Source organism: Grimontia hollisae CIP 101886, assembly GCF_000176515.1.
GTDB lineage: Bacteria > Pseudomonadota > Gammaproteobacteria > Enterobacterales > Vibrionaceae > Enterovibrio > Enterovibrio hollisae.
This window is the reverse complement of record NZ_ADAQ01000012.1, coordinates 226,662-248,770: the sequence shown is the minus strand read 5'-3', so window position 1 is coordinate 248,770 and position 22,109 is coordinate 226,662. Positions and strand designations below refer to the sequence as shown.

19 protein-coding genes are annotated in these 22,109 nt (G+C 52.5%); 12 read left to right on the top strand and 7 right to left on the bottom strand.

Translation table 11 applies throughout. The annotated features are described in order from the left end of the window. Nucleotides 1-8: 8 nt before the first annotated feature. Together VHA_RS12240 and VHA_RS12235 are read right to left on the bottom strand one after the other, a co-directional pair. Nucleotides 9-536: a phage tail protein gene (locus VHA_RS12240; protein WP_005504744.1), complete on the bottom strand. Its 528-nt coding sequence runs from the start codon at nt 534-536 to the stop codon at nt 9-11. 69 nt (nt 537-605) lie between these two features. Further along, complete coding sequence (locus VHA_RS12235) at nt 606-2,573, bottom strand: phage tail sheath family protein (protein WP_005504743.1); 1,968 nt, start codon at nt 2,571-2,573, stop codon at nt 606-608. 504 nt (nt 2,574-3,077) lie between these two features. Here VHA_RS12235 and VHA_RS12230 point away from each other — a divergent pair. Then, nucleotides 3,078-4,388 carry a DEAD/DEAH box helicase gene (locus tag VHA_RS12230; protein WP_005504742.1) on the top strand — a complete coding sequence of 437 codons (1,311 nt, stop codon included), beginning with the start codon at nt 3,078-3,080 and terminating at the stop codon, nt 4,386-4,388. A gap of 43 nt (nt 4,389-4,431) precedes the next feature. Here VHA_RS12230 and VHA_RS12225 read toward each other — a convergent pair whose 3' ends face one another. Further along, nucleotides 4,432-5,355: a LysR family transcriptional regulator gene (locus tag VHA_RS12225; protein ID WP_005504741.1), complete on the bottom strand. Its 924-nt coding sequence runs from the start codon at nt 5,353-5,355 to the stop codon at nt 4,432-4,434. A gap of 301 nt (nt 5,356-5,656) precedes the next feature. Between VHA_RS12225 and torT the strand changes: the two genes are divergently transcribed. The 11 genes from torT (at nt 5,657) to VHA_RS12170 (ending at nt 18,518) form a co-directional block, all read left to right on the top strand. Next, entirely contained in the window at nt 5,657-6,745 is a 1,089-nt protein-coding gene (gene torT, locus VHA_RS12220; protein ID WP_005504739.1) for a TMAO reductase system periplasmic protein TorT, read from the top strand. After that, nucleotides 6,742-8,262, top strand: a complete 1,521-nt coding sequence (locus VHA_RS12215) for a sugar ABC transporter ATP-binding protein (protein ID WP_005504738.1) — start codon at nt 6,742-6,744, stop codon at nt 8,260-8,262. Before torT ends, VHA_RS12215 begins: the two co-directional genes overlap by 4 nt. Then, entirely contained in the window at nt 8,252-9,310 is a 1,059-nt protein-coding gene (locus VHA_RS12210; protein WP_005504737.1) for an ABC transporter permease, read from the top strand. Before VHA_RS12215 ends, VHA_RS12210 begins: the two co-directional genes overlap by 11 nt. A 39-nt stretch (nt 9,311-9,349) precedes the next feature. Further along, nucleotides 9,350-10,102 carry a 5-oxoprolinase subunit PxpA gene (gene pxpA, locus VHA_RS12205; RefSeq protein ID WP_005504736.1) on the top strand — a complete coding sequence of 251 codons (753 nt, stop codon included), beginning with the start codon at nt 9,350-9,352 and terminating at the stop codon, nt 10,100-10,102. An 18-nt stretch (nt 10,103-10,120) separates the two neighbouring features. Beyond that, nucleotides 10,121-10,360 (top strand): acetyl-CoA carboxylase, encoded by a 240-nt coding sequence (locus tag VHA_RS12200; protein ID WP_005504735.1) that lies wholly within the window; start codon nt 10,121-10,123, stop codon nt 10,358-10,360. Between the two features lie 28 nt (nt 10,361-10,388). Then, nucleotides 10,389-11,798 carry an acetyl-CoA carboxylase biotin carboxylase subunit gene (locus VHA_RS12195; protein WP_005504734.1) on the top strand — a complete coding sequence of 470 codons (1,410 nt, stop codon included), beginning with the start codon at nt 10,389-10,391 and terminating at the stop codon, nt 11,796-11,798. A gap of 9 nt (nt 11,799-11,807) precedes the next feature. Further along, on the top strand, nt 11,808-12,683 hold the full coding sequence (locus tag VHA_RS12190) for a 5-oxoprolinase subunit B family protein (protein WP_005504733.1): 876 nt from the start codon (nt 11,808-11,810) through the stop codon (nt 12,681-12,683). Beyond that, entirely contained in the window at nt 12,673-13,653 is a 981-nt protein-coding gene (locus tag VHA_RS12185) for a 5-oxoprolinase subunit C family protein (protein WP_005504732.1), read from the top strand. Before VHA_RS12190 ends, VHA_RS12185 begins: the two co-directional genes overlap by 11 nt. Beyond that, on the top strand, nt 13,653-15,092 hold the full coding sequence (locus VHA_RS12180; RefSeq protein ID WP_005504731.1) for an NAD-dependent succinate-semialdehyde dehydrogenase: 1,440 nt from the start codon (nt 13,653-13,655) through the stop codon (nt 15,090-15,092). Before VHA_RS12185 ends, VHA_RS12180 begins: the two co-directional genes overlap by 1 nt. Nucleotides 15,093-15,128: 36 nt before the next feature. Then, a complete protein-coding gene (gene gabT / locus VHA_RS12175) occupies nt 15,129-16,397 on the top strand; it encodes a 4-aminobutyrate--2-oxoglutarate transaminase (protein ID WP_005504728.1) in 1,269 nt (422 codons plus the stop codon). Nucleotides 16,398-16,637: 240 nt separating this feature from the next. After that, on the top strand, nt 16,638-18,518 hold the full coding sequence (locus tag VHA_RS12170) for an LTA synthase family protein (protein ID WP_081456032.1): 1,881 nt from the start codon (nt 16,638-16,640) through the stop codon (nt 18,516-18,518). 39 nt (nt 18,519-18,557) lie between these two features. On the opposite strand, the gene VHA_RS12165 is transcribed toward VHA_RS12170, so the two are convergent. From VHA_RS12165 to VHA_RS12150, 4 genes are read right to left on the bottom strand one after another with little or no spacing between them, the layout of a single operon-like run. After that, nucleotides 18,558-19,952, bottom strand: coding sequence for a sensor histidine kinase (locus tag VHA_RS12165; protein ID WP_040528938.1), 1,395 nt, complete (start codon nt 19,950-19,952; stop codon nt 18,558-18,560). A 13-nt stretch (nt 19,953-19,965) separates the two neighbouring features. Further along, a complete protein-coding gene (locus VHA_RS12160; RefSeq protein ID WP_005504722.1) occupies nt 19,966-20,622 on the bottom strand; it encodes a response regulator in 657 nt (218 codons plus the stop codon). A gap of 2 nt (nt 20,623-20,624) precedes the next feature. Beyond that, entirely contained in the window at nt 20,625-21,266 is a 642-nt protein-coding gene (locus VHA_RS12155; protein WP_005504720.1) for a tetratricopeptide repeat protein, read from the bottom strand. An 18-nt stretch (nt 21,267-21,284) separates the two neighbouring features. Beyond that, nucleotides 21,285-22,103 carry an SDR family oxidoreductase gene (locus tag VHA_RS12150; protein ID WP_005504719.1) on the bottom strand — a complete coding sequence of 273 codons (819 nt, stop codon included), beginning with the start codon at nt 22,101-22,103 and terminating at the stop codon, nt 21,285-21,287. Between the last annotated feature and the right edge of the window lie 6 nt (nt 22,104-22,109).

The window sequence follows — 22,109 nt, the reverse complement described above, 5'->3', positions numbered from 1 at the left end:
GCGTCTACTCACTGCTCAGGGTGGACGAAGCTGGGTTCTTTCGGCGCAGTCACTGCCATGCGCTCCCACCCTTCATTCTCAAGCTTGATGGATTGGATCATGAATGCGGAGCTTGATGCATCCAGTCCCGGCAATGCCTTGTATTCCGATACCCAACACCGGTAAATGCTGTAACTCAGCACTTTCTGGCCGGCTTCGTTCAGCACTTCGAGAATCAAATCTTTGTGCAGGTCCGCCAGTGAGACTTCCCCGCCCGGCTCGGTGCCGATGCGCCAGACCTTATTGGCCCATTGCTCAAATTGCAGGTTTTCTGTCACGCCACGCTCAAGAGTAATGGCTTCAAATTTCACCTGACCCGGCGATTTACGGGTGTGGGAGGGGTCGCCCCCTGCGCGGTATTCGTTAACTTCCACGGTGCGGCTTAGACCAGAGACTTTCTGCACGGCGGCCAGTACGTCACCCCCCGCTTCCTTGATGATGAATTTGTATCCGGGATAAGGCACAACCCGTTGACCATTCACGTTAAGCTGAGACATACCGCCCCCTCGCGACTTATGCTTCGCATTCATTGAATTCGCCAGCAACCTCCGCCACTGGCGGAAAGATTAACTTCCGCTGTTGTTCATCAGCTGGAAGCTGACAACAACAAACTCCGCAGGTTTAAGGGGTGCCATCCCCACCAGTATGTTGACGACACCGGCATCAATATCAGCCTGAGTCGTCGTTTCGGCGTCGCATTTCACGAAGAAGGCTTCATCCGGTGAGCTCCCCTGAAAGGCACCCTGACGGAAAAGCCCCTGCATAAAACGGGTTACCGCGATGCGGATTTCAGACCAAAGCGGTTCATCGTTTGGCATAAACAAGGTCCACTGAAGACCGCGGAACAGGGATTCTTCAATAAAAAGTGCCGTGCGGCGCACAGGCACATACGTCCATTCAGATGCCAGCTCATTGGCGCCGCGCAAGGTACGCGCGCCCCAGATGATATTGCCGCTGATGCCAGCATTTCGCAGGCAATTCAGCCCGACAGGATTAAGCTGCCCTATTTCGTTATTGGTGAGGTTGTGATTAAAACTGATCACGTTGCGAAGGGAGGCTGTGATACCTGCCGCAGCCGTCCAGATCCCGGCTTCAGCGTCACGGCGCGCATAAACACCTGCTACGGAGCCACTGGGCGCAATCGTCCGAAGGCGGTTGTCATTATTCGGGTCAGGCACCTGCACACGCGGATAATATGCCGCTGTATTGCGGTGACGCAGCCCGGCACCAGCCACGTCGTCTAACCATTCTGTCGCCTCTTCCACGCTGTTCACATTGGCTGGCGGGTCAATCAGCAGGAATGCTCGCTGCTCCTCGCAATACGCAATCACAGGACTGATCACGCTGGACATGTCTGCCACATTGCCATTGTTCAAATCGGAGGCTTCGGGGATCATGAGGATATTGAAGATATCGACATCTTCGAGCGCATAAATGCCGGTGCGGGCATTCCGGTTACCACGAAACTGCGCCGCTTGCTGCGCGCTTGACAGCAAAGAAAGATCTTCGGCCACCCCGGCGGTTGCAGCGCTTTGGAATCCGGCGGGCGCGGCAGTGTTCATCGCATATTGCTGGACATTGGCACGGGCACCCGCACCAACCAACCCCATCACAGTGCCAAAGTCCCCGGCAGATTCCGCAATGGAGATCACTTGTCCTGCCCGGTATTGTGCGCTGTTTCTTCCGCTCAAAATCGCAAGCCTGTTATTGCGAACCACTACCTGACACTGCGCCCACAACGGATCCGCAGGCCGGGTGTCACGAATGGCACTCTGAAGCATCAGTGCCGCCCCTGCCATGGTGGTGGGCGGCGTGGTGGCATCAATATCCACATTCTCCCCCCCATTCCCTAAATCAATTTGCAGGGTATTGTTAGCGGCGACACCCGGGTATTGGGCTGTGTCTTGCACATCGGAATAGAACCCACTCGGTGCCGGCATGTCGGTGCCAACAAAATCCGGGAGTTGCACCAGCACAGAATCGTCATTCACCACATGTTGTACAAAGCGGGCATGGGTCGAGACCATGGACACATTGCGGTAGGTTTCATTGCGCACCGGCACTTCAAGGCCATCCACATGCCTGATCTCAGTGACTGAGAGGTTAAACAGCGCAGTGGGATCGGATGTCAGGTAGTCAATATCAATGCGTATATGGTTATTCCAGCCGCCGGGATCGGTCACCGATTGCCCCTGAAACTGGCGCCCGGCATTGAACACCAACGTGGTGCCACCGTTCCAGCTTTGCACGGATGCACTGCCATTCGTGCCACCCCCGATGCGCACAGCAATCGATTCTCCACCACCGTTAATAAAAAACTGCGACACGGCGTAGCTGACTTCACTGTCGGTGTGCACACCTCCCATATGGGTGTCAAAATCACCGACATGAAACAGGCGAACCGGTGTGTTCAAAGGCCCTCTGGAAAAGCGACCGACAAACGCAGCGATTGACGTCGCGGCGCCGCTGATTGAACGGCTGCCGCTGGGAATTTCCTGGATGTAAACGCCGGGATATGTCAGTGCAACGGGCATGAGTGACCTCCTCAACCATAACAAGAATTGTAATAACTGGCGTTGGGAAGCGGCACCGTGGTCTGACAATCCCCTTTCAAGCCAACGACATTGCCGGGCAGGTAATATGCCAAAACAGACACAGTATCAGTGCTGCAATACACAAGGAGGATGGCTAACTATTGACGTCCAGCATGTTGCAAAAACAAGATATCGTCTGCCTTTCACTGGGAAGGCGCAAAAAAGCACGCTTGTTTTAAACCCGGCTTTTCATGGTGTTAATTCCGATGTAATCGTTCTTACTGGCAGACCGATTTTTTTGGCAAAAAATAGGTAATTTCACATCATCTGAACAGATTTCAATACACAAAAAACACAATCATAGACAGAAAGGCAGCCTCTCTGGTTTTAGATATTCATTGCCCTCTCCCAAGGAAAAGCGCAGAATAGCGCTCCCTATCCCATTTTCGGCATATTTGCCGATTATCGCCCTTGTAGGGCAATCACTTATCGAGAAATTAATTTATGGGTTTTACCGAGTTAGGCCTTTCTGCGCCAATCCTTCGTGCTATTCAGGAAAAAGGCTACGACACACCTTCCCCTATCCAGATGCAGGCGATTCCTGCCGTGTTGGAAGGCAAGGATGTCATGGCGGCCGCGCAGACAGGTACCGGTAAAACGGCAGGCTTTGTACTGCCGATTTTAGAACGTCTGAGTAACGGCGGACGCACCCGCCCCAATCACGTGCGCGCACTCATCCTGACACCCACCCGTGAGCTGGCGGCGCAAATTCATGAAAATGCGGTGGTGTACAGCCGCCACCTTCCCCTGCGCTCAAGCGTGGTTTTTGGTGGCGTAAAAATTAATCCACAGATGATGGCGCTTAGAAAAGGGACTGACATTCTGGTGGCAACGCCAGGCCGCCTGCTGGATTTGTATCAGCAAAACGCAGTGAAGTTCTCGCAGCTCGAGGTTCTGGTGTTGGATGAAGCCGATCGCATGCTGGACATGGGCTTTTTCCGCGACATTAAAAAGATTCTGGATTTGCTGCCGAAAAACCGCCAGAGCCTGCTGTTCTCCGCCACGTTTTCGGATGAAATCCGAAATCTGGCCAAAGGTCTGGTTAACAACCCGGTAGAAATCTCCGTCACCCCGGCCAACTCAACAGCGCGTACCGTTGAGCAATGCATTTACCCGGCAGACAAGAAAAAGAAACCGGCGATGCTTTCCAAACTGATCAAAGACGGTGACTGGAAGCAGGTTTTGGTCTTTACCCGAACCAAGCATGGGGCCAACAAGCTTGCGCGCTTTCTCAACGAGGAAGGCATCACGGCAGCACCTATTCACGGCAACAAAAGCCAGAGTGCGCGTACCAAAGCGCTGGCTGATTTTAAAACCGGAGATGTGCGTGTTCTGGTCGCGACCGACATTGCCGCCCGTGGTATAGATATTCCTCAGCTTCCACAGGTGGTGAATTTTGAGATCCCCCATGTAGCAGAAGACTATGTGCACCGCATTGGCCGTACCGGTCGTGCCGGTGAACCCGGGAAAGCTATTTCTTTGGTGTGTGCCGATGAAGCTGACGATCTGTTTGGTATTGAGCGCCTGATCCAGCAACTGCTGCCCCGTCAGGAACTAGCGGGTTTCAAACCGACCAATCCATTGCCTGAAAAAGCATTGGATACACGCCCCATCAAACCGAAAAAGCCCAAAAAGGCCAAGAAGCCACAACCCAAAAGTGCCGGACAGGGCAAAGAGAACAAGCCAACCACTAACAAGCCAACACCAAGACGAAAACCCGGTGCGGGAAAGTACCGCGAGCGCGGCGCTGGCTAGCCTTGCATCCATCAGGATCCGGCAGGTGATACACCTGCCTGGTTCAAAACCGCTGGGAAGACCCGCTGTCCGGCATCACTGACAGTTCCATAAACTCACAAAATGCTTTAACCGCACTGCTGCGTTCACGCTTTCTGGACCATACCACGCCAACATCCATGGCAGGCACATGATCTGCAAGGGGGCGCACTTCTACCCGTCTTCCTTCCAGTGACCAAGGGCGATACACCATATCTGACAGAATGGTGATGCCATAATCATTTGCCACCAGGCTACGCACCGATTCGACAGACGTCGTCCTGAAGACAGTGTTTGGCTGATAAGGTGTTTGGTTCCAGTACCGCTGGGCCGTATTGCTTGCCTCATCAACGGTTAACATGATGTAAGGATATTGGGCGACATCGTGCAAGGTCACCATTTTTCTTTCGAGAAGAGGGTGACTGGAACTTAGCCACAACCGACGCTGCGAGCTCAACAAGGTCTGGAAACTGATATCTTCCTGGTTGAGCAGGTTAGATGTCAGCATAAAAGCCACGTCAAACTCTCCCGATACCACACCTTCCTCAATATTGCTCCGGGTCGCCTCCACCAGCTTCACATTCACATTGGGATAGCTGCGCTGGAAGCGGGTCAGGTAGGGTGGCACAAAATATCCCGCCAGTGTGTAGGACATCGCCAGCGTGATCGTACCTGATACCTGGTTAGCGCGGCGGTGTGACAGCAGCATCGCTTCTTCCAGCTCCTTCACGATGTGTGTGGCATGCTGATAAAACTGGTTCCCTTCATAGGTCAGCAACATGCCATGGGGCTGGCGGACAAACAGGCTCACATTCAACATCTCTTCCAACTGCTTGACAGCGGTAGTGATCGCCGACTGGGAAACGTGCATGGCATTGGCAGCCTGCGAGACCTGCCCGGAGTCTGCTGTCGCAATAAAATACCGGATCTGTTTCATGGTTGGGAGCATGTTCTGTTTTCCTTAAGCCTTGTATCCATTCTTCTGATATCCAGACCTGTCAATAGGTCTAAAAAATGACAGCATAACTTCATTTAGTCTTTAAATAACAATGTATTAAATAAATTTCACTAGCTGACATCACATCGCTTTTGGGTATCTATTTTTCTTATAACACTAGACAAAACTCTATAATTTACATACCAGTGATGTAAATTTAACCTGTTATTAACACATCAAGCAATCGCCAAATCCGGTACTTCCCGCGCCTTGGCAATTGCAAACATTGGTTGAAGTAACAGGGAGAAGAAACATGAACGGCAAACCTTCTGCTGTCCCATGGTTAACCTTGGTCGGTGCAATGGCATTCGCCCAAAGCGGTGCGGTCCACAGTGAAAACTGGTATCCGTATACGGTGGATGTCTGGACGACCCCTTTCGATATGAACAGCGCCCGCAACGTCATGCAATACCAGCCAGTCGAAAAAGCCAGCAAAGCCTGGGATATCTGCGTTTCCTTTCCACATCTGAAAGATGCGTACTGGACCGCAGTGAATTATGGCGTCGTCGATGAAGCCAAGCGTGCCGGTGTTGGTATGCAGCTGGTTGAAGCGGGTGGCTACACCAATCTCAATACCCAGCTTTCACAGATTGAGGACTGTGTCGCATCAGGAGCAGATGCCGTTATCATCGGCGCGATTTCTTTCGATGGTCTCAACAATCTGGTGAAAAACATCGCCCAATCCGGCATACCGGTTATCGATATCGTCAACGGTATGTCATCCCCGGATATCTCAGCCAAATCCCTGGTTTCTTTTGGGGAAATGGGCGCAAAAATTGGCCAGTATCTGGCAGAACGTCACCAGAACGACAAAGAAAAAGTCAACGTCGGCTGGTTCCCGGGGCCTCCTGGCGCAGGCTGGGTTGAAGCCGGTAACAAAGGGTTTCAGTCTGCTGTCGAAGGTTCCAACATTGATGTGGTGGAAACCAAATACGGCGATACCGGCAAGGAAGTGCAGCTGAAGCTGGTTGAAGACACCCTCGAAGCACATCCGGATCTGGATTACATCGTTGGCACCGCTGTGACTGCTGAAGCAGCAACCAGCCTGCTGCGCGCCCGCGGTCTCACGGACCAAATCGGCGTCCTTTCCTACTACTTCACGCCCGGCGTGTATCAGGGCATCAAACGTGGTCTTATCCTCGCAGCCCCCACTGATTCGGCGGTTATCCAGGGCCGTGTCGCTATCGATCAGGCCATCCGTATCCTTGAAGGAAAACCGTATACCAAGCACGTGGGCCCACAACTGTATGTTATCGATGATAGCAATATCAACACGTTTGAGCGCAACAGTTCCCTCGCTCCAGCGGGCTTTAAACCCACGTTTACCGTGAAACCGCAATGATGGACGCACCTCTTCTCAGCCTGAACGGGATACACAAACAGTATCCCGGCGTCAAAGCGCTCGACGGCGTAGATTTCACCCTTGAGCCTGGCGAAGTACACGTGCTGTTTGGCGAAAACGGCGCGGGGAAGTCCACCTTGATTTCCATTATCTGTGGTGCTAACCAGCCCACAGCCGGAGAGATACGCTTCCTTGATGACACGGTGCGTTTCAACAGTGTGTATGACGCAAGACAGAAAGGGATCAGCGCGGTATTCCAGGAGTTTTCTCTGGTCGACACCCTGACGGTCGCACAAAACCTGTTCTTGGGTGAAGAGCCGTTAACCGGACGCTTTCTGGACAACACCGCCTTGCACTCCGACGCGCAGGCACTTCTTGAAAAAATGGGCTTTGCCCTTGATGCTAACCTGCCCGTCAGTGAGCTGTCGCGCGCTGAAAAGCAAATGGTGGAGATTGCCAAAGCCCTAAGGGGCAAGCTGTCTGTGTTGATTCTGGATGAGCCTACCGCCTCCCTCACCCATCAGGAAACCGAGCAACTGTTTTCGCTGATTGAACAGCTCAAAGCCAAAGAGGTCGGCATCATCTATATCTCTCACCGCATGGGAGAAATCAGGCAGATTGCCGACCGCATTACGGTATTGCGTGACGGAAAATATATCGGGACACGCAAGGTCGATGAGGTTGAAGAACAAGATCTCATCACCATGATGACAGGCAGGGAGATTGACAATGTCTATCCACATGTGCCGTTTCTCCCCACCCAAACCGTATTGGATGTCCATTCCCTCTCCACCCATAACCGGACGGTAGAAAATCTCTCTTTCCATGTCCGGGCGGGTGAGATTGTCGGTTTTGCCGGACTCGTCGGCTGCGGCAAATCTGAAGCGCTGCGTGCCTGTTTCGGTGCAGAAAGAGTGAGTAGCGGCAGTGTCATATTTAACGGTGAAAACGTCACTGGCCTCAGCATCCGGGAGATGCTCAACCGGGGGTTCTTCTATAACTCCCGGGACAGGAAAGACGAAGGGCTGGTGCTTAACCGCAGTTGCCGCGAGAACATCAGTCTGCCGTCCCTTGGCTCCTTGCCTCTTTCCCGTCGTCACGGCGCGTTAGACCTTGCCCATGAGCGTGAACAAACCCATAGCCTCGCCACCCGCCTTAAGCTTTACCCGATGCAAACCGAGCGCGATGTTGGCCAGTTCAGCGGAGGCAACCAACAAAAAGTGCTGCTGGCAAAATGCCTGACCCGCGAGGTCTCGCTGTATGTGTTTGACGAACCCACTGTCGGGGTAGATGTCGGTACGCGCGCCGAAATCTACCGTTTTATCGCCAGCCTCTGCGAGCAAGGAGCAGCGGTTGTGATCATTTCGTCCGATTTGCCTGAGGTAGTGCACCTCTCCCACCGCCTTTACGTGATGCGCGAAGGACAAATCGCCGCACACCTTCAGGGCACAGACATTTCTGAAACCGAAGCACTCAATCACTTTTTTGAATCTATGGAGTATGAAAATGAACAGTGAGCCAGTGAAGGCCAGTTCCAGTGCCCAAAACACAGATTTGTCAGCATCCGGCGGACAATTCACTCACCGCCTAACCCGGCTGTTTGTGAAAGTAGGTGTGCTGCCCATTCTGGTGATTGTTGCAGTGACCATCTTTGCGTCAGCGTCAGACAATTTCCTGACCACACGGAACCTGTTGAACCTGCTTCGCCAGTCTTCGTATCTGGTGATGGTCTCAATCGGCCAGATGTTTGTGTTGTTGACGGCGGGGTTTGATCTCTCCGTCGGCACCATCATCGCCCTCTCGTCCGTTGTTGGCGCAACAACCATGGCTGCCGTATATGCCGCCTTACCGGACTCGGTGCACCTCGCCATCCTCGCTGGCATGGCTGCCGGGGTGGCTGTGGGCTTGGTGGTCGGGTTGATCAACGGTGTTGGTGTCGCCCTCTTTCAGGTCTCCCCTTTTGTGATGACGTTAGGCATTTCTTCGATTGGGTTTGGCATCGCCCTGTATATGACAGGAGGCTCCCCGGTGTATGGCATGCCGGTGGAATTCGGCAACACCTTCGGCTTTGGCAACATCCTGGGGTTACCCACGCCCATTATTGTGGCCTTACTCATGACGCTGTTTGCCCTGGTCATCGTCAACCGTACCCGCCTTGGTCGCTATTTCTATGCAGTCGGCGGAAACATCAATGCAGCCCGTCTTTCCGGGATCAACACCCACAAAACGCTGATTTTGGCCTACCTGCTCTGCGCATCATTCGCCGCCATGGCTGGCATGTTAATCACAGCACGTCTTGATACCGGCGAAGCCAACATTGGTGCAGCCATGCCACTTGAATCCATCGCCGCCTGTGTTATCGCCGGGGTGAGCCTGCGCGGCGGGATAGGTCGTGTTGAGCATGTCGTGCTGGGCGCGGTGTTTATCAGTCTGGTGCAAAACGGCATGAACCTGACCCGTGTGGAGTCTTACTTACAAACCGTGGTGATCGGTGCGCTGCTGATATTCGCTGTCATCGTGGATCAAATTCGCATTCGCCTACGCGCAAAACTGGGCGCCCACTGATTGGCCCCTGCACATATTATCAAAAAGGAAAGTGACACTATGATCAGTATAAACAGCGACTTGGGTGAAGGTTTTGGCATTTACACATTAAGTGATGATGAAGCCTTAATGCCATATATCACCGAAGCCAATGTTGCCTGTGGGTTTCATGCTTCTGATCCCAATCATATGAAACGCACCGTGGAACTGGCCAAGCAATACGGTGTGAAAGTCGGCGCACATTTTTCATTGCCAGACTTGCAAGGGTTTGGCCGCCGAAAAATGCACCTTGGCCAAGGTGAGTTGCACAACATGATTGTGTACCAAATCGGGGCGCTGAAAGGCTTTCTCGATATGCTGGAGATGCCGCTGAACCACCTCAAACCCCATGGCGCCTTGTATGGCATGGCCGCATCCGATCCAGACATAGCTGAAACCATCGCCCGCATTGCGCACCACTATCAGGTACCGGTTTTTGGCCTCTCTGGCACCTGCCATGAAACCATCTACAAAGCACATGGTGCAGGCTTCATTCCCGAGTTTTTTACCGATCTCGACTACGATCAAGATGGACACCTGGTGATCACCCAAACCCATGAGGCAACCGATCCCGTCAATGCCGCCAAACGTGTTTTGAAAGCGGTAGAACACGGCAAGGTCACCGCAACCCATGGCGGGGAAATCCCAGTTGTCGCCCAGACCATCTGTGTGCATTCAGACACGCCGAATGCTGTGGATATTGCCAGGGCGGTTAATGAGGCACTCCAACCTCATCTTTCACACCAAGCCCACTGTACCGCTGACAAAGACTAACGTTCGAAGGAGTGACATATGTCTGACAAAGAGATTATCTGCCCGCTACCCGGCATTTTTTACCGCTCGGCCTCACCTGACCAGCCCAGCTATAAAGCGCCGGGGGATGAGATTGCGCCAGGCGACGTGATTGGACTGGTGGAAGTGATGAAATCTTTCCATGAAATCAAAGCAGAAACGTCCGGTGTGATTGACGACTTTCTGATTGAAAACGAAAGCCCTGTCAGCGCGGGACAACCTATCGTCCGCCTGAAATAAGCGCTCCGGAAGCACACAAGGAATCTGTATGACAATCGAAAAACTGCTCATCGCCAACCGGGGTGAGATAGCCGTACGTATTATTCGTGCGGCCAAGGAGATGGGGATTCATACCGTGCAGGTTTACAGTGAAGCGGATAAAGACTCCCTTGCTGTGATGCTTGCCGATGATGCCATTTGTATTGGTGCGCCCATGGCCAGCCAATCCTACCTTTGTGGCGACAAAGTTATTCAGGCCGCAAAAGCGTCCGGTGCCGATGCCATTCATCCCGGCTACGGGTTTCTCTCTGAAAACGCCCGCTTCTCCGATGACGTGCGCGCAGCAGACATCATCTTTGTTGGCCCTTCAGGACAAACCATGACCAAGATGGCGGATAAAGCCCGAGCCCGTGAAACCGCGGTGGCGGCAGGTGTGCCTGTGGTTCCCGGCAATGCGCCTGCCGCTAATCCTGACGCGGCGCTCAAGCAGGCCAGACAAATCGGTTTCCCAGTGATGATCAAAGCCTCGGCGGGTGGTGGAGGCCGCGGTATCCGGGTGATTGAGCAAGAAGGTGAGTTCTTAACCCAATACCATCAGGCATCGGCCGAAGCGCAGTCTGCGTTTGGTGATGGCACGCTTTATCTGGAGAAATTCATTCGCCAGTCCCGCCATGTCGAAGTGCAGATCCTTGCCGATGGCGAAAACGCGGTCCACCTGTTTGAACGTGAATGTTCACTGCAACGCCGCCGCCAGAAAGTCTGGGAAGAAGCCCCCTGTGCTGTCTTGCCGGATCGGGTACGTGAAGCCATGTGCCAGTCTGCGGTGTCGCTGGCGAAAAGCGTGAATTACAAAGGTGCGGGCACCATTGAGTTTCTCTACGACGAGGAATCTGAATCCTTCTATTTCATCGAAATGAATACCCGCATTCAGGTCGAGCACCCCATCACGGAAGCCATCACAGGTGTCGACCTGATCCGGGAAATGATCCAAATAGCCGCAGGTCAGCCCCTTTCTTTCAAACAGGAAGACATTCAGCGCCGCGGCCATGCCATTGAAATCCGCCTGAATGCGGAAGACCCATTCAACGGCTTCCTTCCTTTTCCCGGTGTGATCTCTTCGTTCACACCGCCGATGGGAAGTGGCGTGCGCTTTGACGGGCTCATCTATTCCGGCTTTGCCATTCCCCCCTATTACGACTCCCTGCTAGGCAAATTGATCGTATGGGATGAAGACAGGGAGCGTGCGATTCAGCGCATGGCAAGGGCGCTGGATGAGCTCTCCGTTGAAGGCGTCAAAACCACCCAACCATTGTTTCAAAAACTCTGTGAAGCGCCGGATGTCATTCGCGGCGATTTCCATACGGCCTGGCTTGAACAGTGGCTGGAGACACTCAACGCCCCAAAGCCTGAAACCCCACCTGACAACAAGAAGGACTGCTCGCTCCCCGAAGCAAGCTAAGGACGGACCATGCAAACACGTTATTCATACGGTGGCGACGAACATATTTTCGTCGAAGTCAGTGAAGAGATGTCGCTCGCTGCCTTTTTCAAAAGCCTGTCAATCACTCAGGCCATCCGCAACGCCAACCTGCCCGGCGTCGAAGAGATCTGCCCGGCAAACGCCTCATTCCAGGTCAAATACAACCCGGATATCTGTACGCCTGAAACCATGCTGGCTGCTATTCAGGACATCGAAAAAGCACAGGCTTCCGGCAAGGCTGAAATTGACACCCGCATCGTCGAAGTGCCGGTGTTTTATCAAGACCCGTGGACACATGAAACCCTGATGCGGTTTCGCGACCGTCATCAGGATCCTGACGGAACCGATCTCTCTTATGCCGCCAGAATCAACGGCTATGACTCTGTTGACGCCTTTATTGAGGCACATTCTGGGTCGCCGTGGTTTGTGACCATGGTGGGGTTCGTTTCCGGCCTGCCGTTTATGTTCCAAATGGTGGAGCGCGAAAAGCAAATCCAGGTGCCCAAATATGTCAGGCCAAGAACCGATACCCCGAAGCAGACCGTCGGCTATGGCGGGTGTTTTTCCTGTATCTATTCAGTGCGTGGCGCTGGTGGCTACCAGATGTTTGGGGTCACGCCGATGCCCATTTACGACCCGGCCCAAAGCGCGGCACATCTGAAAGACTTTCTGGTGTACTTCAAACCGGGCGATATCGTGAAGTTCAAACCCATCCCGGAAAGTGAATACCACGAAATCATCAAACAGGTCGAAGACGGGACCTATCAGCCACGCACGAAACCGGTTCGCTTCTCGCTGTCTGAATTTGAAAAGGACATGGCGGGCTATAACGCAGCAATGCAGGAGGCGCTGTATGAGCATTAATGTTATTCATCCGGGGCTCGCCACCTCGGTACAGGACTTGGGGCGCAAAGGGTATTTTCATCTGGGTATCCCGGTTTCTGGCGCCATGGACAGGTTCGCCTGTCGCTGTGCCAACTGGCTGGTCGGCAACGACGAAAACGCCGCCGTGCTGGAAGCGGTGTTCATGGGGCCCAAACTGACGTTCAATCAAGATGCTACCGTGGCCGTCACCGGGGCTGACATGACGCCTATCGTTGATGGGGAAGAGCAGGCTAACTGGACCAGCTTTGCGGTAAAAGCCGGCCAGACACTTTCCTTTTCACACCTGACTGGCGGGGCACGTATTTATATCGCCGTTGCCGGGGGCATTGATGTGCCAGCTGTGCTGGGCAGCCGTTCTACCTACACGCTCGGCGCATTGGGTGGGTTTGAAGGCAGGCTTTTACAGGCAGAGGATGAGCTTCCGGTTGGTAGCGATGCTACGCCGTTTGCTGAACGCCATTTGCCTGACGCACTTCGCAGGCCACGGGATAACCAATTACGTGTCGTTCCCGGACTTTACTGGCACCGGATCACTGACGCATCCGGCAAGCAGTTTTTCAACGATACCTGGCAGGTTGCACCGGAAGCGGACCGGATTGGTTATCGCTTCAAAAACGGCACGCCGCTTGAATTTGTTGAGCGGGAACAGCCTTTCGGCGCAGGCTCCGATCCATCCAATATTGTCGATGGCTGCTACCCCTATGGCTCCATTCAGGTGCCGGCCGGCAAAGAGCCCATTGTGTTGCACCGCGATGCAGTGTCTGGCGGGGGGTATTTTATGATTGGCACGGTGATCTCTGTCGATATGGATCTTATCGGCCAGATGCAGCCCAACGCGTCGGTCCAGTTTATAGAAGTCTCACTGGAAGATGCCCTGAAAGCGCGCAAGGAATATGACGCGCTATTGCAACGTGCCAAACAACATATTGAGAAAAGCGGGGCGGCGTGATGACCTTGATTCGTGATAAAGCCTTCATCGGCGGCCAATGGATCGGCAGTGGGGACGGAAAAACCTACCCCGTTTTCGACCCGGCTAACAGTACTATCCTTGCGCATGTTCCGGAGATGGGTGAGCGCGAAACCCTGATAGCCATTGATACTGCAAATACAGCATTCACATCCTGGCGGGAATACACCGCCAAACAACGTGCTGAAAAACTGATGGCCTGGTTTCACCTCATCATGGAACACCAGTCCGATCTGGCGGCAATCATCACCCAGGAATCGGGTAAGCCATTGGCTGAATCTATGGGAGAAGTGGCTTACGGTGCCTCCTTCATCCAATGGTTTGCCGAGGAAGGGAAACGCACGTATGGCGATGTGATCCCCACCACAGCCAAAGACCGGCGCTTGCAAACCCTCAAGCAACCGGTTGGTGTATGTGCCGCGATCACGCCATGGAACTTCCCGGTTGCGATGATCACCCGCAAAGTCGCCCCGGCACTTGCGGCAGGGTGCACCATTGTCGTCAAACCCGCTGAAGCCACACCGCTTTCAGCCTTGGCACTGGTTTCGCTGGCGCAAGAAGCTGGCATTCCTGATGGTGTCATCAATGTGATAACCGCGTCTCACGGTGCCGGCGTTGGCAAAGTGTTATGTGATAGCCCGGATGTCCGCAAGCTGTCTTTTACCGGCTCAACCGCGGTTGGCAAAATCCTCATCAGGCAATGTGCTGATACGGTCAAACGCGTGTCAATGGAGCTTGGTGGCAACGCACCATTTATTGTCTTCGATGATGCCGATATCGATGCGGCGGTAGAGGGGGCGATGGCATCTAAGTTTCGCAATGCCGGGCAAACCTGCGTATGCGCCAACCGTATTCTGGTGCAATCCGGCGTCTATAACACGTTTGCAGAAAAGTTCGCCAATGCAGTGAGCAACCTTAAAGTGGGAAACGGACTCGAACCCAGAAACCAGATTGGCCCGCTTATCAACCGGGCAGCACTGGATAAAGTCGAATCCCACATACGTGATGCATTGATTTTGGGAGCACGGCGGCTGACCGGCGGAACCAGCCATTCTCTGGGTGGCCTCTTCTATCAGCCCACGGTATTGGCCGACGTCACCCCGGCCATGCGGATTGCGTCTGAAGAGACCTTTGGCCCCGTCGCTCCCCTTTTCCGCTTTGAAGATGAAGCGGAAGCCATCGCCATGGCCAACGACACTGAATATGGCCTCGCTGCTTACTTCTATTCGCGGGACATACATCGCTGCCTTCGCGTCAGTGAAGCACTGGAATATGGCATGGTCGGCGTCAATGAAGGGGTGATCTCCAATGAAGTCGCGCCCTTTGGCGGTGTGAAAACCTCGGGCTTAGGCCGGGAAGGATCGCGTCAGGGCATCGAAGAATACCTCGACACCAAATACGTCTGCTTTGGCGGACTCTAGGGCCTGTTGACCCTAGTCACTTATCAGGAACCAATCATGAACAACCAGTCACTGATGGACCGTCGTAACGCGGCGGTGCCCAGGGGCGTGGCGTCGGCTACCCCCCTGTTTGTAAAACATGCCAAAAACGCCGAGTTTTGGGACGTGGAAAACAATCGGTATATCGATTTCGCCGCAGGGATTGCGGTGGTCAATACCGGCCATTGCAACCACGCCGTCACACAGGCAGTCACGGCACAAATCGGGAAATTCAGCCATACCGCTTTTCAGGTTGCAGGTTATGAGAATTACATCGAACTTGCCGAACGGCTAAACGCCCTCGCCCCGATTGATGATGCCAAAACCCTTTTGATGACCACAGGTGCAGAGGCACTGGAGAACGCAGTAAAGATTGCCCGTCATTACACCAAACGCAGCGGTGTGATTGCCTTTCAGGGTGGATTCCATGGCCGGACGCTTTTGACCATGGGGATGACCGGGAAGATTACACCGTACAAAGACGGGTTTGGTCCTTTCCCTAATGAGATCTACCACATTCCGTTTCCAGTACCTTATCCGGGCATCGATACCGACTACTCGCTGCAACAGTTGGAGAAACTGTTCAAGACCGATATTTCTCCTTCGTCCGTCGCCGCCATTGTGTTGGAACCGGTTCAGGGTGAAGGTGGATTTTATGCAGCGCCAAATGAGCTGATGACACACCTTCGTACCCTTTGCGATGAACACGGTATCGTGCTGATTTTCGATGAAGTGCAGACAGGTTTCGGTCGCACCGGGAAAACCTTCGCGAGCGAGCATTTTGATGTGAAGCCGGATTTGATCACGGTGGCAAAAGCACTGGCAGGTGGATACCCACTTTCCGGTATTATCGGCAAACGGGAAATCATGGATAGCCCCGCCCCCGGCGGTCTTGGCGGCACCTATGGCGGCAGTCCGGTAGGGTGTGCAGCCGCACTGGCAGTGTTGGATGAGCTGGAATCAAAGTGTCTGAACGAACGCGCTGAAGTTATAGGACACCGTCTGCATCAAGCTTTGTTCGACATAAAAACGCGTCATCCTGACTTGCCTATCGACCATATCCGCCATAAAGGCGCCATGGTGGCGTTTGACTTTGTCTCTGATGGAAAGCCCGAACCCAGTCATGTGCAGCCCTTTGTCAGCGCCTGTCGAAACAAAGGGCTCATCTTGTTGCCTTGCGGGCAATTCGGCAATGCGATCAGACTGTTACCCCCACTCACGGTGGAAGACCCTATTGTTGATGAAGCCGTTGAGATAATAGAAAAAGTATTGCTCTTATTACGCTAACGAAAGATAGCCTCTTTTCTAGGGGCTATCTCACAGATACCTGCAACAACCCCAACCCAATATCACTTTAAACTCATCACGTTAACGCATCTTAAGCTTTTCTTAAGTTTACTTTGCAAACCTCTCTTCTCACGTGTATTGGTCTAAAAAAATCATGGAGATGTGTTTTTGAATAACGTAAGAAAATGGTTGGGCCCACTTTTCCCTATCGCGGCGGCGGCGGCAACATTGTTGCTGCTGATGTTTGTTTCGAGAATGGCGTTAGCGCTCTGGCAAATAGAGCGCGTGGATGCCGCCCAAGGGTGGAGTCATTTGCTTTTAAGCGGACTGCGTATTGACATCGCCAGCGTCTGCTATTTGCTCATTTTGCCCGCCTTATTGTCTTCTTTCATTTCCGGTGAACACATACTTGGACGCCTCTGGCATGTCATATTGCGCCTCTGGATCACCGCCGGTCTTTGGCTGGTGGTGTATATGGAAACCGCCACCGTCCCCTTTATTCTTGAATATGACCTGCGCCCTAACCGCCTCTTTATCGAATATCTGGTTTACCCGAAAGAAGTGTTCAGTATGCTCTGGAGTGGTTACAAACTGGAGCTTTTCATTGGGCTGTTGGTTTCTGTCAGTACCCTCATGCTTGGCTGGCGATGGTCAAGAAAGTGGGTCAGTGGGCTCTCTTACCCTAAATGGTACTGGCGTCCCGTGATTGCCCTACTGGTTGTTGCCCTGGGAGTGATGGGAGCACGCTCCAGTCTGGGACATCGCCCTCTAAACCCCGCGATGGTCGCTTTTTCCAGCGATCCTTTGGTTAACGACCTGGTGCTCAATTCATCGTACTCTGTTATTTTCGCGGCCAAGCAGATGGGCTCAGAATCGAGTGCGTTCGAGTTTTACCCCACCATGGACAAAGAAAAAATCATTCATGAAGTCCGGGAGACGATGCTAGTCGATAAGACCGATTTTGTGTCAACAGATTCCCCTACCCTCGCCAAACATACTGCGTCCTATCAAGGTAAACCCAAAAACATCGTTATCCTGTTGCTTGAAAGCCATGGCGCACGGTATGTCAGCCGTTTAGGTGGCATCGATACCTCTCCAAATCTTGATAAGCTGATTGGCGAAGGTTGGGCATTCAGCCGTATGTATGCGACAGGAACCCGCTCTGTACGGGGAATTGAAGCAGTAACAACAGGCTTTTCTCCAACCCCAGCGCGTTCTGTCGTGAAGTTGGGTAAAAGCCAGAACAACTTCTTTACGATCGCAGATCTGCTGAAATCCAAAGGCTATCACACGCAGTTTGTGTATGGGGGCGAGAGTCATTTTGACAACATGAAGAGTTTCTTCCTAGGCAATGGCTTTACCGACATTCAAGATTTCCAGACATTTGAATCACCGGAGTTTGTGGGGTCCTGGGGAGCATCTGATGAAGATTTATATAACAAGGCGGATGCGCTTTTTACCTCGTTAGACAAGCAGGAACAGCCTTTTTTCAGTCTGGTTTTTTCTTCATCAAACCACAGTCCTTTTGAATACCCGGACGGCAAAATCACGCCATTTAACAGTCCCAAAAACACTGTCGAGAATGCGGTGAAATATGCAGACTATGCAGTCGGTAAGTTTATCGAAAAAGCTAAAAAATCAAGCTATTGGGATAACACGGTATTCCTGATTGTGGCAGATCATGATGCCCGTACAACTGGCGACTTGCCCGTTCCTATCGGCCATTTCAAAATCCCGGCCATCTTTCTTGGTGGCGGTATCGAGCCTAAATTTGATACCCGGCTCACCAGTCAGCTGGACTTGCCCCCGACGTTGTTGTCACTGGCCGGTGTCAGCAGTACACACCCTATGATTGGTCATGACTTAACCCAAGACGTTCCTGAGCAAAAACAGCGTGCCATCATGCAGCGGGACAAGAACTTTGGCTGGATGACCGCAGACAATAACGTCGTGATCCTGAGGCCGGAAATGGCAATATCGACCTATCGCTACCACCCAGATACCGAGACACTGACCGATACGCCAGTTGATGCGAAAACAGTGGAGCGCGCCCATGCCCACGCCATGTGGGGGAGCCTGGCGTTCAATGAAGACTTCTACCGCGCCCAGCCCACCTATTGATGCCTTACGCATAATGCCTGCCGCCTTCGGGCGGCGGCTTTAAACAGGGAAAACAACACGAAAGCGGTTGCCGCTCCCTTCCCATACAGGCGATTCAACGAACACCTTTGCATGATGAAGCATGGCGATGTCTTCCACTATTGACATCCCAAGCCCCGCACCATCACCGGTTTCAGTATTACCTCGATAGAACTTTTCAAACAGACGTGCCTTTACATCTTCACGCATCGGTATGCCACTGTCCGTGACTGAAACCACGAGCTCTTTAGCACCACGATTTATATCTACCGCAATGTCAGCGCCATCTCCCGAATAGCGGATCGCATTATCAATGAGGTTTGCCACCAATATCGACAGCATAGCCGGATGGCCGGTGAGCATGGCGACATGTTCACCGTTCAAAGAAATGGATTGCGAATGGGTCAGCGCCATAGGAACCAGGCTCGCCACACAATCACGGATCACAGGCACCACATCGAACGTTTCCAGTGAGACTTCCCTTTCCTGCTCAACACGGGAGAACATCAGCAGTTGTTGGATTAACCGGTCCGCACGGTCAATACCCTTGAGAATGTTGCGAAGATCAGCCTCGCTGTCAGCAGGTAACGGGGAGAGCAAAGCATTTTCAGTGTCCAGCCTGATCACAGCCAACGGCGTTTTCAATTCATGCGCAGCCGTACTGATAAGCCTTTTTTCCCGCTTCCAGACCTGCTCTACTTCCTGAAATAGATAGTTGATTTGATCAACCAGAGGGGCAAGCTCTGTGGTGGGATGCGCCACCTTAATCCGCTCAAGGTTGTTGATGTGTTTTTCTGAAATGATGGCACGAAGCTCAGAAATCGGGCGAAATGCCATCAATATGGAGAGCGTCAGCAGGACCATTAAAAGCGGGATCAGCACTAAAAGCGGCAAGCCAATGGATAGCGACACTTCCTCAATAAATTCCTGCCTAATCGCTTCTTTTTCTGCCACCAAAATAATTTTTTCTTTCCCTTGCTCCCCACCATTAAAGGGAAGTTGAAAAACACGCCATGTCATTCCATCAAATTCGACATTCGCAAATCCTGGCATGCCGGGTTTCCCCAGAAATGTTTCAGGCGCATTGGGACTTTTCAGTTTCACTTTATGGCCTTCTACATATTGGAACAGGATGTTGTTCTCATACGGGTGGCCATATGGCGTCGGAAAATCATCACTGCCGATAGCAACAACGTTGATCTGCGCCTGCCACTGGCGATAAATCTCATTGATATCACTGGAGGTAGACCCTCCCCAGTTCATCACGGCAAGTGCCAGTGTCTTGGCTGACTGCCCAAGGTGCGCATCATACACTTCGTTGATCTCGTGCCGGCTTTCCTTATAGACAAAGTAAAGTGAAACGCAGATCAGAAGCGAGCACAGTAACACCGCACTCACAATCAGATTGCGTTTCATAGAAAAAGGCTTTTTATCGCTCAATGATATATCCCACGCCACGGATGTTTTTGATGAGTTCACCCCCCATTTTTTTACGAAGGTTGTGAATATGCACTTCAATCGCATTGTCGCTGGCCATGTCATCCCAGCCATGCAAGCTCTGCTGTAATTGATCTTTGCTCATGACCCTGCCCGCATGGGACATCAGGGTAGAAAGCAATTTAAATTCATTCGGCGTCAGTTTTATCGCCTCGCCATTCACCGTCACACAATTATTGGCAAGGGAAAGGGAAACACCGTGAAGTGAGATATTGGTATCCGAAAACCCGGAAATACGGCGGATCATGACCCGCAACCTTGCCATCAATTCTTCCAGTGCAAAGGGTTTGATCATGTAATCATCAGCGCCGCCATCAAGCCCCTTCACCCGATCGCCAATTTCATCCCTCGCTGTCAGTATCATGATAGGCAACGTCGCATTGACCCTGCGTACTTGCTTGAGCACCTGCAACCCGTCCGTGTCCGGCAGGGTGAGATCCAGTATCACGGCGGTAAAACTTTCCGTTTTGACTAAAGTATCCACTCCGTTTCCAAGCTGAACCCAATCAACGGTGAACCCCTGGCGGCTTAATGACACCACCATGGACTCACCTAACATTTGGTCATCTTCAACCAATAAAATGCGCATTATTACTGCAGTTCCTCCAGTTTTCTGGCGATTTCGCGCTGGCGTCCCACGTCTGCCAGCTCCCGCCCTTTACGCGGTGTGGCTTTTTGGGCGCGTTGCAGGTAGGCCATGGCTTCCGCTTTTTTGCCCTGTTCCGCTAGAAAGTCACCGTAAAAGAAATTTGGATCGATACCTGACGGATTAATGGCAAGGGCTTTTTGCAACAGAACCCGGGCTTCATCGTCATCCCCAAACCCAATTGGCCACCCCGGCACCTGATAATATAGCGTACCCAGACTGGTGTACGCAGAACCATCCAACACTTCCGGCTCTGTTGCAATCACGTCTTCCAACAGGGATTTGGCCTCCTCCACCAAAGAGAGGGCGCCCAATCCGCCTTCAACACCCGCGAGTGAACTCTTGTTGATAGCAAGCCATACTTTCAGGTCGTTCCGTGATGGTGTCGCAGACACAGCAGATTCATTCTCAGTAATCAATGCGTTCAGACAGCTGATTTTGTTGTCTTTATTAAAGGTATCATATTGGCACTTTGCCCACTGGTTTTGTAAATTTGTGAGCGCCTCATCCGCATTAACAGTCAGGCTAGACAGCAATGCTCCACAGAAGCAGAGCAGGGTAAACAGTGATGTGTTGATGATTTTCATAGCGATTCCCTCGACAAATTAACGTTTCGTTACAGCATGTTTAGTGGTGGCATATTCGGTAATCACGTCGTGCTGTTTTTGGATGGCAGACGCCACGACAGACGGGAAAATCTGATTGATTTTCACAAACAGTTTTTCCGGCCAACCTAACCAGGTTGTTGTTTTTTCACTCGCCAATGCCTGTATTACCTGCGCCGCAACAAACGACGCGTCATCGGTCTTATTGCCGAGTTTTTGGTTCATGGCTTGTACGCGGCTGTCATTCAGCGCGGTATTGGTTGCCCGCGGGGCCAGAAACAAGACCCGTTGCCCTTCCCTGCCAAGTTCCCGGTCTAGCGCCTCGCTGAAACGTTGCAAACCGGCTTTCGCAGCGCAGTAGCTGGTATATCCCGGATAACCAATAGCACCGAAGGTTGAACCAATGTTCAGGATAATGCCCTCACCACTTAACCAGTGCATGGCTTGCTGGCAAAGCAAGATTGGGGTCATCAGGTTCACGTCCACTTCGCGGCGGAGCGAATCTGCATCGCGGTCCTTGAGATACTGAAACGTGTTACAACCTGCATTATTGATAAGCACATCCACTGGCTTACCCTGTCGTTGCATGTCCATACAGTGGCGATCAATCGCCTCCATCCCAAGAGAAGTCGCAATATCGGCGACCAGACAATGATGGCGTTCAGGGTGGCGAAGGGATTGCACCAGATTTTCCAGCCCAGCACGTTGACGCCCAACCAAGACCAGCTCAGCGCCTTTTTCTGATAAAATGCTGGCGATTTCACTACCAATCCCACCAGTGGCACCGGTCAACAGGATGCGTTTGTCCATCAAATCCATCATTGC

Coding starts and splice junctions, on each gene's coding strand:
- VHA_RS12185 (WP_005504732.1), top strand. CDS start 12,673: ATGAGCATTAATGTTATTCATCCGGGGCTCGCCACCTCGGTACAGGAC.
- torT (WP_005504739.1), top strand. CDS start 5,657: ATGAACGGCAAACCTTCTGCTGTCCCATGGTTAACCTTGGTCGGTGCA.
- VHA_RS12150 (WP_005504719.1), bottom strand. CDS start 22,103: ATGGATTTGATGGACAAACGCATCCTGTTGACCGGTGCCACTGGTGGG.
- VHA_RS12160 (WP_005504722.1), bottom strand. CDS start 20,622: ATGCGCATTTTATTGGTTGAAGATGACCAAATGTTAGGTGAGTCCATG.
- VHA_RS12210 (WP_005504737.1), top strand. CDS start 8,252: ATGAACAGTGAGCCAGTGAAGGCCAGTTCCAGTGCCCAAAACACAGAT.
- VHA_RS12225 (WP_005504741.1), bottom strand. CDS start 5,355: ATGCTCCCAACCATGAAACAGATCCGGTATTTTATTGCGACAGCAGAC.
- VHA_RS12190 (WP_005504733.1), top strand. CDS start 11,808: ATGCAAACACGTTATTCATACGGTGGCGACGAACATATTTTCGTCGAA.
- VHA_RS12165 (WP_040528938.1), bottom strand. CDS start 19,952: ATGAAACGCAATCTGATTGTGAGTGCGGTGTTACTGTGCTCGCTTCTG.
- VHA_RS12235 (WP_005504743.1), bottom strand. CDS start 2,573: ATGCCCGTTGCACTGACATATCCCGGCGTTTACATCCAGGAAATTCCC.
- VHA_RS12215 (WP_005504738.1), top strand. CDS start 6,742: ATGATGGACGCACCTCTTCTCAGCCTGAACGGGATACACAAACAGTAT.
- VHA_RS12240 (WP_005504744.1), bottom strand. CDS start 536: ATGTCTCAGCTTAACGTGAATGGTCAACGGGTTGTGCCTTATCCCGGA.
- VHA_RS12195 (WP_005504734.1), top strand. CDS start 10,389: ATGACAATCGAAAAACTGCTCATCGCCAACCGGGGTGAGATAGCCGTA.
- gabT (WP_005504728.1), top strand. CDS start 15,129: ATGAACAACCAGTCACTGATGGACCGTCGTAACGCGGCGGTGCCCAGG.
- VHA_RS12230 (WP_005504742.1), top strand. CDS start 3,078: ATGGGTTTTACCGAGTTAGGCCTTTCTGCGCCAATCCTTCGTGCTATT.
- VHA_RS12200 (WP_005504735.1), top strand. CDS start 10,121: ATGTCTGACAAAGAGATTATCTGCCCGCTACCCGGCATTTTTTACCGC.
- VHA_RS12170 (WP_081456032.1), top strand. CDS start 16,638: ATGTTTGTTTCGAGAATGGCGTTAGCGCTCTGGCAAATAGAGCGCGTG.
- VHA_RS12180 (WP_005504731.1), top strand. CDS start 13,653: ATGACCTTGATTCGTGATAAAGCCTTCATCGGCGGCCAATGGATCGGC.
- pxpA (WP_005504736.1), top strand. CDS start 9,350: ATGATCAGTATAAACAGCGACTTGGGTGAAGGTTTTGGCATTTACACA.
- VHA_RS12155 (WP_005504720.1), bottom strand. CDS start 21,266: ATGAAAATCATCAACACATCACTGTTTACCCTGCTCTGCTTCTGTGGA.